Annotated in this window: 12 protein-coding genes; 5 read left to right on the forward strand and 7 right to left on the reverse strand. The window is 53.6% G+C overall.

The window, feature by feature from the left end; all coding sequences use genetic code 11:
• Together IEY39_RS25640 and IEY39_RS25645 are read right to left on the reverse strand one after the other, a co-directional pair.
• On the reverse strand, window positions 1-3,087 hold the full coding sequence (locus tag IEY39_RS25640) for a SusC/RagA family TonB-linked outer membrane protein (protein ID WP_188937092.1): 3,087 nt from the start codon (window positions 3,085-3,087) through the stop codon (window positions 1-3).
• A 130-nt stretch (window positions 3,088-3,217) separates the two neighbouring features.
• Entirely contained in the window at window positions 3,218-7,303 is a 4,086-nt protein-coding gene (locus IEY39_RS25645) for a hybrid sensor histidine kinase/response regulator transcription factor (protein ID WP_188937093.1), read from the reverse strand.
• 161 nt (window positions 7,304-7,464) lie between these two features.
• Here IEY39_RS25645 and IEY39_RS25650 point away from each other — a divergent pair, with 161 nt between their 5' ends.
• Window positions 7,465-8,007 (forward strand): hypothetical protein, encoded by a 543-nt coding sequence (locus tag IEY39_RS25650; protein WP_188937095.1) that lies wholly within the window; start codon window positions 7,465-7,467, stop codon window positions 8,005-8,007.
• On the opposite strand, the gene IEY39_RS25655 is transcribed toward IEY39_RS25650, so the two are convergent.
• Together IEY39_RS25655 and IEY39_RS25660 are read right to left on the reverse strand one after the other, a co-directional pair.
• A complete protein-coding gene (locus IEY39_RS25655; protein ID WP_188937097.1) occupies window positions 8,004-9,410 on the reverse strand; it encodes an aminotransferase class V-fold PLP-dependent enzyme in 1,407 nt (468 codons plus the stop codon). The genes IEY39_RS25650 and IEY39_RS25655 overlap by 4 nt on opposite strands.
• A complete protein-coding gene (locus IEY39_RS25660) occupies window positions 9,370-10,032 on the reverse strand; it encodes a DUF4395 domain-containing protein (RefSeq protein ID WP_188937098.1) in 663 nt (220 codons plus the stop codon). The genes IEY39_RS25655 and IEY39_RS25660 overlap by 41 nt, the downstream gene beginning before the upstream one ends.
• 153 nt (window positions 10,033-10,185) lie before the next feature.
• Here IEY39_RS25660 and IEY39_RS25665 point away from each other — a divergent pair, with 153 nt between their 5' ends.
• Window positions 10,186-11,223 carry a sensor histidine kinase gene (locus IEY39_RS25665; RefSeq protein ID WP_188937100.1) on the forward strand — a complete coding sequence of 346 codons (1,038 nt, stop codon included), beginning with the start codon at window positions 10,186-10,188 and terminating at the stop codon, window positions 11,221-11,223.
• Window positions 11,216-11,902: a LytR/AlgR family response regulator transcription factor gene (locus IEY39_RS25670; protein WP_188937102.1), complete on the forward strand. Its 687-nt coding sequence runs from the start codon at window positions 11,216-11,218 to the stop codon at window positions 11,900-11,902. The genes IEY39_RS25665 and IEY39_RS25670 overlap by 8 nt, the downstream gene beginning before the upstream one ends.
• 9 nt (window positions 11,903-11,911) lie before the next feature.
• On the opposite strand, the gene groL is transcribed toward IEY39_RS25670, so the two are convergent.
• Window positions 11,912-13,540 (reverse strand): chaperonin GroEL, encoded by a 1,629-nt coding sequence (gene groL / locus IEY39_RS25675; RefSeq protein ID WP_188937103.1) that lies wholly within the window; start codon window positions 13,538-13,540, stop codon window positions 11,912-11,914.
• Between the two features lie 104 nt (window positions 13,541-13,644).
• Entirely contained in the window at window positions 13,645-13,920 is a 276-nt protein-coding gene (locus IEY39_RS25680; protein WP_188937105.1) for a hypothetical protein, read from the reverse strand.
• Between the two features lie 126 nt (window positions 13,921-14,046).
• Here IEY39_RS25680 and IEY39_RS25685 point away from each other — a divergent pair, with 126 nt between their 5' ends.
• On the forward strand, window positions 14,047-14,613 hold the full coding sequence (locus IEY39_RS25685; protein WP_188937107.1) for a dihydrofolate reductase family protein: 567 nt from the start codon (window positions 14,047-14,049) through the stop codon (window positions 14,611-14,613).
• A gap of 288 nt (window positions 14,614-14,901) precedes the next feature.
• Here IEY39_RS25685 and IEY39_RS25690 read toward each other — a convergent pair whose 3' ends face one another.
• Window positions 14,902-15,102: a hypothetical protein gene (locus tag IEY39_RS25690; protein ID WP_188937109.1), complete on the reverse strand. Its 201-nt coding sequence runs from the start codon at window positions 15,100-15,102 to the stop codon at window positions 14,902-14,904.
• Window positions 15,103-15,352: 250 nt separating this feature from the next.
• Here IEY39_RS25690 and IEY39_RS25695 point away from each other — a divergent pair, with 250 nt between their 5' ends.
• Complete coding sequence (locus IEY39_RS25695) at window positions 15,353-15,826, forward strand: group II truncated hemoglobin (protein WP_188937110.1); 474 nt, start codon at window positions 15,353-15,355, stop codon at window positions 15,824-15,826.
• The last annotated feature ends 6 nt before the right edge of the window (window positions 15,827-15,832 follow it).

A 15,832-nucleotide genomic window follows, 5' to 3' on the forward strand; every position in this document is an offset into this window, starting at 1 on the left:
TTAGAAACTAACGTTCACCCCTGCGTTATAAATACGTTGTTGCGGGTAGAACTGGCCCGAGCCGCTGGTGCCTTCCGGATCATAATCCTTCACCTTGGTGATGGTGAAGAGGTTGAAAGCGCTGGCATATATCCGTACCGAGGAGATCTTCGCCCGGGACAACACCTTGTTCCCTACGGTGTAGCCAAGCTGGACATTCTTCAGGCGAATAAAGGCGGAGTTGTTGAGCCAGAAGGTGCTGGGGTATAGCCCGCCATTGACGCTGGAAGATGCACGATCATCCACACGGGGATAGGTGCCGTTGGTATGGTTGGGGCTCCAGCGATTGTCCGCCCAGCTGCTGTAGAAATTGCCGATGGTGCCGGACTCGGGGAGAACGTATTGGCTGACCCTGGCCTGACCGGAGAAGATCATCGAAAGGTCCCAACGCTTATATCCACCGAAGAGCATCGCACCATAGACGATCTGGGGAATATTGCCATAGTCGGTACGAGTCTGATCTTTTGCCGAGATCGTGCCGTCGCCATTCACGTCCTTGTAGATAAGATCACCAAGCTGTGCGTTAGGCAAGTGAGGATATTTGGCAAGGTCGGCGGCCGAACGGAAGATGCCGGTGGCCTGATAGAGCAGGTAGGTGTTCAAGGGCCGGCCGGTCTGGCGCTGATAGGGCAACACGCCGGCTGCCTCGTCGATGAAGACGATCTTGCTTTTGGCAAAGGTGAAGTTGCCGCCGATGCCGTAGCTGAAGTCCCCGACATGGTTGGCATAGGTGAGGGACGCTTCGAAGCCATTGCTGTTCACCTTTCCGATGTTCTCGGAGGGCGTCAGCGGGTCTCCGCCATAGGGGTTCACGATACCGGATACCGCAGGTATGGAAGCGTTGCGCTGTGTCAGGATATCGCTCCGCTTCTGTTGAAAGTAGATGAACTCGAAGGTGAAGTTATTGAGGAAGGTGGCATTCAGGCCGATGTCCAGCTTCTTTGCCCGCTCCCACGTGATGTTCGGATTGGCCAGCTTCGTGATATCGATGCCCGGGTGGACGGATCCCCCGAGGACATACTGGTTGTTGAAAGTATAGTTGTCGAAATACTGGAACAGGCCCACGTTGTCATTCCCCAGCGTGCCGTAGGAAGCGCGCAGCTTAAGATCGTTGATCGCCGGAAGGTGGAACCATTTTTCCTGCGTCAGCCGCCAACCACCGGAGATGGACGGGAAGAAGCCATATTGTTTGCCCGACGGGAAGGTGGACGAGCCGTCGATACGGGCCTGCAGCTCGAGGAGGTATTTCTCCTGGAAGTTGTAGGCGATGCGGCTGATATAGCTTTTACGGGTGAAGTTGTAGCTGCTGCCGCTGTTGTCCTTATCGGTGGACGCCGAGCCGCCCTGCGACAGTTCGGGGGTCAGCGCCGTGGGGAAGTTGAGCCGCGAAGCGCCGAAGAGGTCCTGGTGGTTCTTGCTTTGTTCGTAAGCTACGAAGGCATCCAGGTGATGGTCCCCAAACTGCCGGACGTATTTCAGCTTGATATTCGAAGTGATGAGGCTGGTATTCGCCTGACTCTCGGAAAGGGTCGCCAGGCCGTTGGAACCGCCTACGACAACGGCGTTGTACGCCTTCGCCGAGGAATCATAGGAATAAAGGTTATAGGGTTTGCTGAAGGATTTGTTGAAGCTGAAGGATTCATCCGTTGACATGAAACCCTCCACCGAAAGTCCTTTGACACCCGGAATGGAATAGGAACCTTTCAGGATACCATTGAAAACATAGGTAGGGTTCTCCGTTGTCCCGCCGATGGAAGTCTCCTGTGTGAGAGGGTTGTAGTTCTCGATGCCGGTGGTGTATAGCCCGTTGGGATACTGGGCCAGGACGGTGGGATAGGCGCGATAGACAGCTCGGAAGATGTCGCCAGCGGCAGTTGCCGGGAACAGGCGGTGTTCCTCGCGGCCGTTGAGATTGAGGCTTACCTTCAGCCGGGGGGTGACGGTGGCTTCGATGTTGCCGCGGAAATTATATTGATCGTAATGCGTCACGCCATTCTTGTACAAACCATCCTGGCTGAGCGTACCCAGGGATAGAAAATATCTTATGTTCTCAGAACCGCCGGATACGGAGAGATTATGCTGGCTCTGGGGAACATACGAACGCAGGGATAGCCCCCGCCAGTCCGTGTTAGGGTAATAAAAGGGATCGGAGCCGTCCCTGAACTTCTGGATCTGGGCGTCGGTGTAGATCTGGTTGAGGCCGCCTGTTGGGTTATCATAATACCGGATCTCGTTCATCAGCGTCCCATATGTGGCAGAGTTGGCAAGGCTGGGCAGGCGGGTGGGCGAGGAGAGTCCATAATTGAAACTATAATTGATAACAGGTTTTCCGGCCTTCCCCTTTTTGGTAGTGATCAGGATGACCCCGTTGGCCGCCCGGCTTCCGTAGACGGCAGCCGAAGCGTCTTTCAGGATGGAGAAGCTCTCGATATCGTGGGCATCGAGCCGCTCGAGACCGCCGATCTGGCCCGGGACATCGTCCACGACGATGAGGACGTCGTTGCTGCCGGTGGTGGCGAGACCACGGATGAGGATACCGGAGCCGTCATACCCGGGTTCGCCGGAAACGTTGTTGGCGATCAACCCGGAAAAACGCCCGGCCAGGCCATTGGAAAGATTCACCTGGGGGCTCTTGGCAACGTCTGCACCTTGTACAACAGAGATAGAGCCGGTGAGGGTAGCCTTTTTCTGTGTGCCGTAACCGACTACGACGACGTCACCCAGCGTTTTTTCATTCGACTCCATTTCTATAGTAAGGGAGGTTCGTCCTCTTACGGACAGCTCCTGTGGACTATAGTTGAGATGGCTGATGACCAAAACGGCATCGGATGGAGCGCGAAACTGAAAGACACCATTGGAATCCGTCGTAGTAGCGATGTTCTTACCTTTTACCATCACGGTAGCGCCGGCGACCGGGGTCCCGGCGGAAGCGATCTTCCCATGTACGGTGATGAGATTGTCCTGGGCCATTAGTGCAGGAGGTAAGAATAGGGCGAGAAGGAGCGCAAAATGCCAGATACGGCATGGAATGGCAGTTCTTTTTTTCATGATAGCAAGCCAGTTTGTTTATTATAATTGGTTCAGTCCTGCCTGTGCAGGGTAATCATCTGTTGTAAAATTCAGGCTTATCGAGGGGGTAAATGGGGGACAAATCGGAAAAAAAGGGGGGGTAAAATGGCTATTCTCTAGGGATAACCGTCAAATCCCGGTTAAAGAGAGGCCGGTATTTCTTAATATATTCAGAAGGGGTCATCCCGAATGTTTTGATGAATTGCTCCCGGAAATATTTGACATCCCCCATGCCGACCTGGAAGGCTGCCTGGTTGATGTTCATTTCTTCCCGCAACATGAGAACAGCCGACCGGCGCAGGCGGATCTGCCGAATGAAGGCTACTGCCGACTGGCCGGAGATGGATTTTATCTTATGGTAGAGCGCCCGGTGGCTCATGCCCATCGCTTTCGCAAATTTTTTAATATTAAAATCCTCCTTATCTATGTTATCTTCTACCACCTGGATGCACTTTGCCAGGAAATGTTTGTATCCGACGGGCACCTTCACCGTGGATTCCCGGAGCGTAATGCTGTCGAAAAAGTATTTCTGCAGGATATTCCGGTTGCGAAGCACTGTGTCGACCTTTGTCTGCAGGAGGTGGGCGTCAAACGGTTTGGTGATATAATCGTCGGCCCCACCCTGTAATCCTTTAAGGCGCATCTCGTCGCTGGTGGCGGCGGTGAGCAGGATGACGGGGATATGTCCCAGGGTTTCCGAGTTCTTGATCCGGGTACAGAGGGTTATCCCATCCATGTCCCCCATTTGGACGTCGCTGATGATCAGATCGGGCATCTGGTCTTCCGCCAGCGCCAGCCCTTCTTCCCCGCTGGAGGCTTCCATGACCACGTACTGCTGCTCGAATAACCTTCGAAGGTATTCCAGGATCTCGCGGTTGTCGTCAACGAGCAGGATCGATCTTCTTTCGCTGACCAATTCTTCCGGCTGCCGGCCCTCGCCGGGGGCCCCGGCTTCCTCCCTTTTTGTTTGGGCGACAGGTTCGGCATCCGCGGCCAGTTCTTCGAGCAAGTGGTTGTTGGCGGCAAGCTCCTTGCCATCTCCCATAGGGCCAGGTGCAGCCGCGGGCGATGTGGCAAGGGGTGCAGGAAGGACGATCGAAAAGGCGGTGCCTTTCCCCAGGGTGCTGTCGACGTGGATGTTGCCCTTGTGGGCGTCGATGAAGTTCTTTACCAGGAAAAGCCCGATGCCAAACCCTAATGATCTTCCCTGTTGAGCATGTTGCGCATCGCCCTGGCGGAACTTATCAAAGATGAAGGCCTTCTCTTTTTCATCGATGCCGCAGCCGCTATCCTCCACGCGGATGCAGACAGTTGCCTGGGTATGCTCCAGGCTAAGGACGATGGTCCCACCCTCGGGGGTAAATTTGAAGGCGTTGGACAACAGGTTGAACAGGGCGATCTCGATCTTCTCATAGTCGCCGGCGATCTCGAGGGGCCCTGCCGGTGCGTCGAGGCGATAGTCGATGTGGCGCGCCTTTGCCTGCTGGAGGAAGAGGGCGTATACTTCCCGGCAGATTGCCGTCATATCGATGCGGGTGATATTCAGCACGTCCATGTTGCTATCCGCTTTGCGGAAGAGCAGCAATTGGTCTATCAGGCTCAGCAGCCGCCGGGCGTTGCGATAGGCCGTGGTGAGCCCGCTGGATTCCGCCGTCGGGGTATTATCCCGCACCCATTGTTTCAAGGGGTTGATGATGAGGGTGAGGGGCGTCCTGAACTCATGCGAGATGTGCGTAAAGTAGGAAAGCTTGCGTTCGGCGATCTCCTTTTCCTTTTCGTTTTCGAGATGCGCCAGCCGAATTTCGTATTTAAGCCGTTCTTTATTCCGGGCATAGGTGACGTAGACAAATATCCCCGAGCAGATGGTGAGCGCATACAGCAGGTAAGCCCACCAGGTGCGGTACCAGGGTGGCAGCACCGTGATGCGGAGCACCGGCGTCGCAGTCCCCCACTCCCCGGCAGTATTGGTGTTCTTTATGCTCAGGACATAGCTGCCTTCCGGAAGCCTTGTGTAGGTGGCGGTGCGCTGGTCGCCTGCGCTGAGCCAGGTCTTGTCCCAGCCTTCCAGCTTATAGGTGTAGTTGATCTTATCGGTCGAATTGTATTCCAGCGCCGCATAATCGACGGAAATGGTATTTTGCTCGAAGGGGACGGTAATTTCCTTTATGGCTCCCGCATCGGCGCGCGTGATCCAACGGGTATTGGCCGTCACCGGCTCGTTGTTGATGCGAATGCCAGTCACCTGTAAGACCGGGGCATCCGTGTAGCTCTGTACGCTGTCGGGATAGAAAATGTTGAATCCCCGGATGCCGCCGAAGAGAAATTCGCCCGATCGCAGGACTCCCGCGGCCTTGTAGGAGAACTGATTGCTTTGGAGGCCGTCATCCTGCATGAAATTGCGGGCCGTCATGCGCCGGGTGTTGAAGCGAATGAGGCCGTTGAAGGTGCTGATCCACAGATTAGCTTCCTTGTCCTCGAGCATTTGCAGGATGGCGTTGCTCGACAGCCCGTCCGCGTCTGTATACCGGACGAATTTTCCCCTGTCGCGATCGAACAACAGCAGGCCACCGCCGTCCGTACCAACCCAGAAATTCCCATGCGCGTCTTCCCTGATGCAGCGAACGGGATAGCCTGTCGGATAAAATACGTGCTTTTTGCCTGTCCGGTCTATCTTCACCAGGGCCGTGTAGGTTCCGCCCCAGAAATTGCCATTCCGGTCTTCCGCGAGACATTGCAGGTTGCTGAGACCGGCAGGGTCGAGCGCTTCAAAGTGATCGTTGCCGGGGTTGTAGCAATAGAGGGTGCCGTTGTTGCTCGTGCTCACCCAAAGGCAGTGAGCCTTATCCTCATACACGAGCCATACGTTGTTCTCTTCACTCCGGGTGAGCGGGTTGTAACAGGTGTAGCGTCTGAACGACCGCACCGACGGGATGTAGCGGTTGACGCCGCCGTACCAGGTGCCTACCCAGGTGGTCTGGTGGCTGTCTTCCAAAATGGAGGTGATGAAATCGCTGCTGATGGACCCGTCACCGGTGTGGCTGGCGGTGTAGGCGATGCAGGAATTGGTCTTGCGGTTCCAATACCGGAGGCCTGCGCCATCAGTACCGACCCAGATGTTGCCGTCGGCCGCTTCGCAGAAGGAGAAGATGAAATTATTGATCTGCCCATAAGCGTTATTCGTGGGAAAACGATGCACCTCGAATGGGTTGCGCTGCGGATCGATGATATTTACACCGCCGCGAAGCGTACCGATCCATTTCCTATTCTCTTTATCCTCATAAATGGCAAAGACCGAATTGCTGCTCAGACCCTGCTGCCCGTGGGGGAAGGAAAGGGGTTGCGCCTTGTTCTCACCGGGATGGAGCAGCAGGATGCCGCTGCCATCGCAGGCTATCCAGAGAATGCCCTGCCTGTCGGTGTAGAGGTTGACCACTTTGCTGCTGACGGGAAGGTAGTTGCCGGAAATGGCGCCGTGGGCGACATCATATTTATAGAGGCCGCTATCGGTTCCCAACCAGACATCGCCCTGCCGGTCGGTAGTGATGCAACTGGTTCTGGCGCTGGCCGGGGAAACCAGCCGGAGCCCGGTCGCTTCGTAGCGATAAAGGCCATTGCCCTGGACGAATATCCAATACCGCCGGTTGACAGAGTCGGCGGCTACCGCGGCGGCTTCATAGAAAGGCGCGCCTGCCAGTGACAGCTGGGAGCCACGACCAGCGGTGTCGAACTCGAACAGTCCCAGGTGTTCGGTGCCGACCAGGATGCTGTCGTTCGATACGGTTTTGATGTAGAGAATATTATCTGTCAGCGGCTGAAGCGTCCTGGTGCGGGCGATGGTGTAGCGGGGCGTCTTAAATGTCTCCGTCACCGGGTTGAAGATGCTCAGCCCTTTACGGCCACCAACCCAGATGCGGTTGTCCGGGGCCCCTTCTATCCGGTTGATATTATTGTCGGCAAGAGAGCTGGTGTCACCGATGCGATTGCGGAAGATCTTGAATTTATACCCGTCGTAGCGATTGAGTCCATCATACGTTCCAAACCACATGAACCCCTTGTTGTCCTGATAGATCTGGGTGACGGCATTATTTGAAAGGCCATTTTCGATGCCAAGATAGCGAACCGAACCCTGGGCAAGGGCGGTGGTGATGGCAAGCAGCGTCAGCAGTGGCAGGAGGCAGACTTTTTTCGTGTTCATTTGACAATTATACGGCAGCAGAATCCCGTAAAGGTAGGGGTTTTACCGGATTCCGTTTGTAGTAAGCGATGCAAACAGCCCTGATTTAAATAAAATTAACGGGTGGCGTTATATATTGCGTTATATAACGTATTTTGGTGCCTTCCATAACTAACAAGCGCATGAAAAAGAGCATTTTCCTCCTCGCCATTTTAGTAAGTTTACTTGTAGCCAATCGCGTATCTGCCCAATCCGCCGCCGCAGCCGACAGCGTAAGGTATCATGTTGTCAAAACCTACCTGAGCTTTATCATTCCCTGGGTGACCATCAACAAGAACACCACCACCACTGAATTTCAGTCAGGGACGACCATCGGCTTTCCCGTCGGCGTCAACGTATATTTTAGTAAACATCTCGGTTTCAGCTATGAGATCACCCCATCGGTGACCTGGAAGCACCCGACCGGCAAAGAGGCTACGAGCCAAACGAGTAACCTGCTGATCGACCCCGGGGTGATCTTCCGTTTCTCGCATGGCTTCAATATTATTCCCCGCCTGGCTTTCGAGACCCAGGGACGCTTTGGGTTCACGCCCGTCTTTAATAAAGTGTATGCCCGGACACGGGATGTAGATTACTGGTTTTCGGTATCGCTGCCTGCGCGCTTTGGCAACAACTTACCTGCCTCCGTCGGCGCTAATCTGCAGATAGGTTTTACGTTCAATTAGGACGCCACGGTGCTTTCGACCGCATCCATAATATAATGGATATCGGCGTCGGTCATGGTGGGATGAAAGGATAGCCTTATCCAGCCGGGCTTGCTGTTGATGTCACCCGCCCGGAGGCGATGCCATATTTTGTACGACCGGGGTTTATCGATATTCAGCAGCAGATGACCATAGGGACCCGCACAACTGCAGCCGCCTCTCGCCTGGATGCCGAACCGGTCGTTCAGCAACTGCACAATGTGGTCGTGGTGGGCGCCGTCGACGATGAAGGAGATAATGCCAAGACGTTCGCGGTTATTTTCGGCGAGAATGTGGATGCCGGGGATGGCTTCGAAGCGGTCGAAGAGGATTTTGAGCATTTCGGTTTCACGCCGGCGAATGTTGTCTATTCCCATTTCTTCTTTGAGCTGGATGCACATAGCCGCTTTTATCCCCTGGAGGATAGGCGGAGTGCCGCCGTCTTCGCGCTGCTGGATGTCCGGGGTATACTCGTGTTCTTTCCACGGGTTGCTGTAAAGGATGGTGCCGCCGCCCGGGTGGTCGGGGACGCGGTTGTTGCAGAGTCCTTTATTAACGATCAATACTCCCGGAGTACCCGGGCCGCCCAGGAATTTGTGACAGGAGAAATAGATCGCATCCAGCCGGGCGGAAGGTTCTTCGGGATGCATATCGATGTGAACGTAGGGCGCGCTGCTGGCAAAGTCGACGAAGCAAAGTCCGTCGTATTCATGCATCAGCGTGGCGATGGCATGATAGGGTGTTTCGATGCCCGTAACGTTGGAGCAGGCGGTGACAGCGGCGATCTTTATCTTCCGATGACGGTGTTGCTCCAGCAGTTGCCGGAGATGTCGCAGGTCGACATTTCCGTTGCCGTCGGGTCGGATCATTTCCACCGTGGCGAGGGTCTCCAGCCAGCTGATGTGGTTGCTATGGTGCTCCATATGGGTCACCAGGATAAGAGGCCTCGACGCCTCTTCCCGCGGCAGGAATTGCAGATAGTCGCTGGTCTTTTCGGACAGCCGGAGGCCGAGCATCCGTTGCAGCTTATTCACGGCGGCCGTCATCCCGCTGCCGCAGAAAAGCAGGATATCGACCGCACTGGCATGAACATGTTCCTTAATAACGGTTTTGGCCCCTTCGTATGCCGCTGACATCCGCCTCCCCGTGATGGTCGTTTCCGTGTGGGTGTTGCCAAAGAAAGGCAGGATCTCTTCCAGCAGCCGTTGCTCGATTGGCCGGTAGGCCCTGCCGCTTGCCGTCCAGTCCGCATATACCATTTTTTTGCGGCCAAAAGGAGTATCGAAGTGCTGGTCCTGGCCGATGATGTTCCGGCGAAATGGGGCGAACCAGGTTTCGAGGGAGCTATTTTGCTTTTGCGGTGGTGTAGAGGCCAAAGAGATCATACGGTTTCCTGTTATAGTATCCATGGAAATAAGTGACCAGCAACGTCATCAGGACAGCAAATCCAAGCACGACCAGCCACTGTCGCCCTGATGTTTTTTGAATTTCCTGTCTTGCCTTTACTTCACAGACCTCCCCGGGACAGTATTGCACCTTCTTCTTAAACACCAGGGAATAGAATTTACAAGCGAGGCAGATGCCAAAGACCGACTCGAAGTAGAGGAAGAGTAAACAGACCAGGCAGGTGATACCGGTGATGGGGCTATAGGCATTTACCACCACCAGGAAAATAAACATGGTAGCCGACAGGACCAGCCCGACGCTCCAGGCGAATTTTTTTTGCCGGGCGCCCACATACTCGGGTGTCTGTCTGCCCACGATGATACGCGCGATGATCAGCGTAGGCGCAAACTTGGGATTGATAAAGACCCGGATGATGAAATCGGTGAGGAAGAGGGTGATGACATATTTGACGGGGACAAAATTGTTGTCAAACAAGATCAGCATAAGCGAAAGAAAGGTCGCCAGGAAGAGGAGCCCTGCCGCCGCTCGAATCTCCCTTTCATTGAGGACCCGGATGTCATAGCCCGGAACATCTTCCCCGAACTGGATCATTTTATTCATGGATAAATTTTTCGTAATACTATCTAATTAATTAAGAAACTGCAAGTTGTGTCAACATACGACCGATTGGGGTCTACCAGCGAAGGGTTTGAGTCAACGATCGGCGCTGTCGGATGAGGTTGGAAAGTTTTGCCGATATTTAATCCTTGAAACATGAAGTCCTTATTCGACATAAAACGATTTAAGCTGTATGCATGGGTTGGTCTCGGCATCGTCTGCATGTGCATCATTCAGGAAACGCACGTCGAGCACAAGGGTTTTTTCACGGCCCTATCGGATTGTCTCTGGCTGACCGCCTATCTTACCCTGGTGAATTATGTGTTGTATGAATATAGTTTCCCACGGATGCGGTGGAGGAGATTCTATATCGCTATCCTGGTTTTCGTATTATATATATTCCTGTTCACTGAGGGCTTTCATCTATGGGCGCTATTGGGGTATGTGCTACGCGTGAATGTCGACTATATAGAACCCGGTTCGAAACATCACGATCTCTCCGCAGAATCAAGCTTCAGCATTCCGGCGGCCATTTTCTTTGGCATCGCCAGTATTATTTACAATAACGTCAAGCTTAGACATACCGCCCAACAGCTGCGGATCGAGAAGCAAACGGCGGAGTTGAGCTACCTGAAATCACAAACCAATCCCCATTTCCTGTTCAATACCCTGAACAATATCTACGCGCTGGCGCGGGACAAGTCCGATCTGGCGCCCGAAACGATCTTAAGGCTATCGAAAATACTTCGGTACATGCTTTACGAGACCAGCGGGCCTTATATTGCCATTGGTGAGGAGCTGAAGATTATTGGCGACTATATAGCCCTCGAGAAATTGCGTTACGACGAGAGCCTGCGGGTCAACTTCAACTACAATATCGAGGATATGAATCAGTCCGTGCCGCCGCTGCTGCTTATGCCGCTGGTGGAGAATGCCTTCAAGCATGGCGTATCGGAAACGAGGGTCCAGCCCTTCGTGGACATCCATCTGTCCGTCGTCAGTCGCCGATTGGTCTTTTTTGTACGGAACTCGAGGGAAGAATCCTCCGGCAACGGCCAGGTGAAGGAAAATATCGGTCTTTCCAATCTTCGCCGCCAGCTCGAACTGCTTTATACGGACTATAGCCTATCGCTGGATCATCCGGCGGCCGAATTCTCCGCCACCTTAACGATCAATCTTGCCAGCCATGTCTAAAATAAGATGTATCATAGTAGAAGATGAGCCCCTCGCGGTGAAGGTCCTGGCGGATTATATCGCCTCTGTTCCTTTCCTGGAGTTGGTGGGGACGTTTAAGGATGCTATACTGGCGACGGACTACCTGCGCCAGGCGACCGTCGACCTTATCTTCCTCGATATTCACCTTCCAAAGTTGAAGGGCATGGCCTTTCTTAAGACCCTTACACATGCGCCCGCGGTGATCATCACCACGGCTTATCACCAGTATGCGGTGGAAGGGTTTGAGCTGAATGTGACGGATTATCTGCTGAAGCCGATCGAATTCGAACGCTTCTTCGTGGCGGTGAACAAGGTAAAGGTGGCGCAGAGCCAGCGGCAGCAACCGGCCGATGAAGCCAGGGATTTCATCTTTCTCAATGTACAAAAGAAGAGGGTGAAGATACTCTTTTCCGAGATCGTCTACATCGAAAGCCAGCGGGAATACATCAAGGTGAAGACGACCAACAGCGAATATCTCTCCAAGATGGGCACAAATGAGATAGAGGCGATGCTGCCCGTACATCTCTTCAAACGGGTACACCGGTCGTATATCGTCGCCATCCGCCGCATCGATTCCTGTACGGCGGAAATGATCGAGATAAATGGAGAGTCTATTCCGATAGGAAAAGGCTATAGGGACTGGATGGAGAAACTATAGGGGCTGTGCTCAATAATCCATTCCCATTCCGGGGGGAGCGGACGCCGGGTTATCTTCCTTCTTGGGTTTTTCGGCGACTACGCACTCGGTGGTCAGCAGCATCCCGGCGATGGAAGCGGCATTCTCCAAGGCAATGCGGGCCACTTTGGCAGGATCAATGACCCCTGCCGGCAGCAGCGCTTCATACTGCTCGGTGCGTGCATTGAAACCATAGTCGGCCTTACCTTCTTTTACTTTTTGCACGACGATGCTGCCATCCCAACCACAGTTCTGGACTATCTGGCGCAGGGGCTCTTCGATGGCGCGTCTTACGATGGCGATGCCCGTGGTCTCGTCGGGATTGTCGCCTGTCAGGTCTTGCAGCGACTCGATGGCGCGGACATAGGCGACGCCGCCACCGGGTACGATGCCTTCTTCGATGGCCGCCCGGGTAGCATGGAGGGCGTCGTCCACCCGATCTTTTCTTTCCTTCATCTCCGTCTCGGTGGCCGCCCCGATGTAGAGCACGGCGACACCACCGCTCAACCGGGCAAGGCGTTCTTGTAATTTCTCTTTGTCATAGTCGGATGTTGTCGTGCCGATCTGCGCTTTTATCTGTGCTATCCTTGCAGCGATGTCCTCCTTTTTACCCTTGCCGCCGACAATGGTCGTAATATCTTTGTCGACCGTCACCGTGTCAGCCAAACCGAGGTAGGTGATATCGGCGTTTTCTAATTTGTAACCGCGTTCTTCGCTGATGAGGATGCCACCCGTCAGGACGGCGATGTCTTCGAGCATGTCTTTCCGGCGATCGCCAAAGCCGGGGGCCTTTACGGCTGCCACTTTCAGCGTGCCTCTTAGTTTGTTCACGACCAGGGTCGCCAGCGCCTCGCCATCCAGGTCTTCGGCGATGATGAGCAGGGGCCGGCCGGACTGCGCCGCTTTTTCCAGCAGCGGCAGGACATCTTTCATCACGCTTATCTTTTTATCATAGATGAGAATATAGGGGCTTTCCAGTTCGGCATCCATCTTGTCCGGGTTGGTGACGAAGTAAGGCGAGATATAGCCACGGTCGAACTGCATCCCTTCAACAACATCGACGGTGGTGTCTGTGCCCTTGGCTTCCTCCACGGTGATGACGCCTTCCTTGCCAACTTTTCCAAAGGCCTCGGCGATGAGCTTCCCGACGTTCTCGTCATTGTTCGCCGATACGGCTGCTACTTGCCGGATCCTATCGCTATCGTTGCCGATGATCTGGGATTGCTTTTTCAGGTGCGCGACCACTGCAGCGGTGGCTTTGTCGATGCCGCGTTTGAGGTCCATCGGGTTGGCGCCGGCCGCGACATTCTTCAATCCTTCCGAGATGATGGACTGTGCCAGGACAGTTGCCGTTGTGGTGCCGTCGCCGGCCACTTCAGCCGTCTTCGATGCCACTTCTTTCAACATCTGTGCGCCCATGTTTTCGATGGGGTCTTCCAATTCGATGTCTTTGGCTACTGTGACGCCGTCCTTTGTGATCGAGGAGGAGCCGAATTTCTTTTCAAGGACTACGTTGCGACCCTGGGGGCCCAAGGTAACTTTTACAGCATTGGTAAGGATGTCAACACCCCTTTTCATCTTGTTCCTTGCTTCGACATCGAAGAAAAGTTGCTTTGCCATAATGATTAAGTTTGAACGTTACACAATAGAAATGCCACCTATCCCGGAAAAGAGGCCGCAACCAATGTGCCAATACCTGCGGACATCCGGTGCAAATGCCAAAATTACAGCGCTGCGCTGCCCAGGCAGGCTGAAAAGCCGACCAGCAGCACGATACCCGAACTTAAGAGCCAGGCCCTGCCACTTTCCTTGTCCTTATCGACATATTTTATGATCGTAATGAACAGGCAAATGGCCACATGGGCCGTCACGGCCAGCGCACAAAACACCAGGGTCGTCATCGTTGCGTCCCTGTTGGTGCCGCTGGCGGCGCGTATCACGATCGAATAGAAGAGAATGGCCAGGAGATTGTACCCGGCAATCTTTTTTAATGGATTCATAGTAATGTTCAGAGAGCACATGGGTATTGACGTTTTCTACCCCTCAGGAAGTCGCGAACCCCCGTTTTTAAAGCGAAACGACGACACTATCTTTGTTGTATTAAAATCGCATTAAAACACAAAAAAATGAGAAAGTTAAAATTACAGGTCCAGATGACCGCAGACGGTTTTATGGCAGGCCCGAATGGAGAACTGGACTGGATGAACATGGCCATGGACGAGGGATTCATCAGCTATGTCACCGAACTGACGGACAGCTCGGATACGATTCTCATGGGAAGGAAACTGGCAGAGGGTTTCATTCCTTATTGGACAAATGTCGTCGCTAATGCGGATGACCCGCAACGGCCTTTTGGCCAGAAAATGGTGGACAAGCCAAAGGTGGTCTTTTCGAAAACGCTGAGTACCTCCAGTTGGGCGAACACCACCGTCGCCAATGGTGATCTTGCCACAGAGGTAAAGAAGCTGAAAGAACAAAAGGGGAAGGACATCATCGTCTATGGCGGCTCAAGCTTTGTCTCCTCCCTGATAAAGGAAGGGCTTATCGACGAATTCCATCTCTTTGTCAACCCGGTGGTGCTGGGCAATGGGATGGCGATCTTCCGGCAACTGGACGCGACGCAAAAGCTGAAGCTGGTGAAGGCGACGCCTTTGACGACGGGAAGTGTTATTCTTTTTTATGTTAAGGGGTGAGCATGCGCTGCAACATTTCTGCCCTGACGGCCGGGGCCTGTCAGATAAAAAAAAGAGCCCCTTGCGGGGCTCTTTTTTTTACGCCTTTGTACAATGACCGTTAGCACAGCATTGTGCGCAGTGTGCTCCGGTGCAATTTTGTTTTGTACAATGGGTGCAATTGGGCTGTTGGCCTGTAGCGTATGCCACAGAGCTAGCCAGGATGATGGCCGTTACAGCCAAAAGAAATGCCTTTCTCATATAATTGAGTTTAAAAAAGTAAAAAATAGAATTGTCTTGATCGGGAATTTATGCTTCGTTGGGGGGCTTCCAGGCAGAAGCATGATAGCTGTATGCGTAGGAGTCTATGTAGACCGGATAGACGCGATTGAAAACAGAAGCGATGGGTTGGTCAACGTCGGAAGCAGGCAATACCATTACAAAACAAAGCGGGCAGTTGAGGTAGCAGTCGGGCTGGGGGCACTGGTCATGTCCCTTTTGCTTCGGCATGTCCGCGCAGCGTGTTGTTGGCGCGTCCGCACAGCATGTTTTTGAAGCAGCCGCACAGCGGACCTTTGGCGCAGGCGCAGCTATCATTCGCGGCGTTGCTGTCCATTCCACCAGATAAACCAGTGTACAAAGGAATACTATGAGCGCTTTGTATCGCAAGGTATCCAAAGATACTACTTTACTTTTATAACAGCGGTATAGATACTTTCTCAAAGAGGGTTAAATTTACCCTAAACAATGCTTTATCGCTATGGACAAGAAAGTTCCCACCTTATATGAATGGGCCGGCGGCGAAGAGACCTTCCAACGGCTCTTTGCCAGGTTTTATGAAAAAGTGCTGAAGGACGATCTGATAGGCCCGGTCTTCCGCAACATGTCGGGCGACCACCCGAAACATGTTGCGCATTTTGTGGCGGAAGTGTTTGGCGGCCCGGCAAAGTATACCCAGGAAGACAAGGGCAGCCATGCGGTGATGATAGCCCACCACATCGGCAAGATGCTGGACGAGCCCAAACGGAAACGCTGGGTAGATCTCTTGCTGACCACCGCAGATGAGATGGGGGTGAAGGATGATCCGGAGTTCCGGTCATCGCTGGTGGCTTATCTCGAATGGGGAAGCCGCATCGCCGTCATCAATTCCCACCTCACCGAAAATCCCATTGCAGATGATGAGCCGATGCCGCGCTGGGGATGGGGCGAGACGGGCGGGCCGTATGAGCCATAATGTATA

This window comes from Puia dinghuensis (assembly GCF_014642875.1).
GTDB classification, from domain to species: Bacteria; Bacteroidota; Bacteroidia; order Chitinophagales; family Chitinophagaceae; genus Puia; species Puia dinghuensis.

Excerpts from the sequence above, each read along its gene's own strand:
- IEY39_RS25640 (WP_188937092.1), bottom strand. The coding sequence starts at position 3,087 with ATGAAAAAAAGAACTGCCATTCCATGCCGTATCTGGCATTTTGCGCTC.
- IEY39_RS25645 (WP_188937093.1), bottom strand. The coding sequence starts at position 7,303 with ATGAACACGAAAAAAGTCTGCCTCCTGCCACTGCTGACGCTGCTTGCC.
- IEY39_RS25650 (WP_188937095.1), top strand. The coding sequence starts at position 7,465 with ATGAAAAAGAGCATTTTCCTCCTCGCCATTTTAGTAAGTTTACTTGTA.
- IEY39_RS25655 (WP_188937097.1), bottom strand. The coding sequence starts at position 9,410 with ATGATCTCTTTGGCCTCTACACCACCGCAAAAGCAAAATAGCTCCCTC.
- IEY39_RS25660 (WP_188937098.1), bottom strand. The coding sequence starts at position 10,032 with ATGAATAAAATGATCCAGTTCGGGGAAGATGTTCCGGGCTATGACATC.
- IEY39_RS25665 (WP_188937100.1), top strand. The coding sequence starts at position 10,186 with ATGAAGTCCTTATTCGACATAAAACGATTTAAGCTGTATGCATGGGTT.
- IEY39_RS25670 (WP_188937102.1), top strand. The coding sequence starts at position 11,216 with ATGTCTAAAATAAGATGTATCATAGTAGAAGATGAGCCCCTCGCGGTG.
- groL (WP_188937103.1), bottom strand. The coding sequence starts at position 13,540 with ATGGCAAAGCAACTTTTCTTCGATGTCGAAGCAAGGAACAAGATGAAA.
- IEY39_RS25680 (WP_188937105.1), bottom strand. The coding sequence starts at position 13,920 with ATGAATCCATTAAAAAAGATTGCCGGGTACAATCTCCTGGCCATTCTC.
- IEY39_RS25685 (WP_188937107.1), top strand. The coding sequence starts at position 14,047 with ATGAGAAAGTTAAAATTACAGGTCCAGATGACCGCAGACGGTTTTATG.
- IEY39_RS25690 (WP_188937109.1), bottom strand. The coding sequence starts at position 15,102 with ATGCCGAAGCAAAAGGGACATGACCAGTGCCCCCAGCCCGACTGCTAC.
- IEY39_RS25695 (WP_188937110.1), top strand. The coding sequence starts at position 15,353 with ATGGACAAGAAAGTTCCCACCTTATATGAATGGGCCGGCGGCGAAGAG.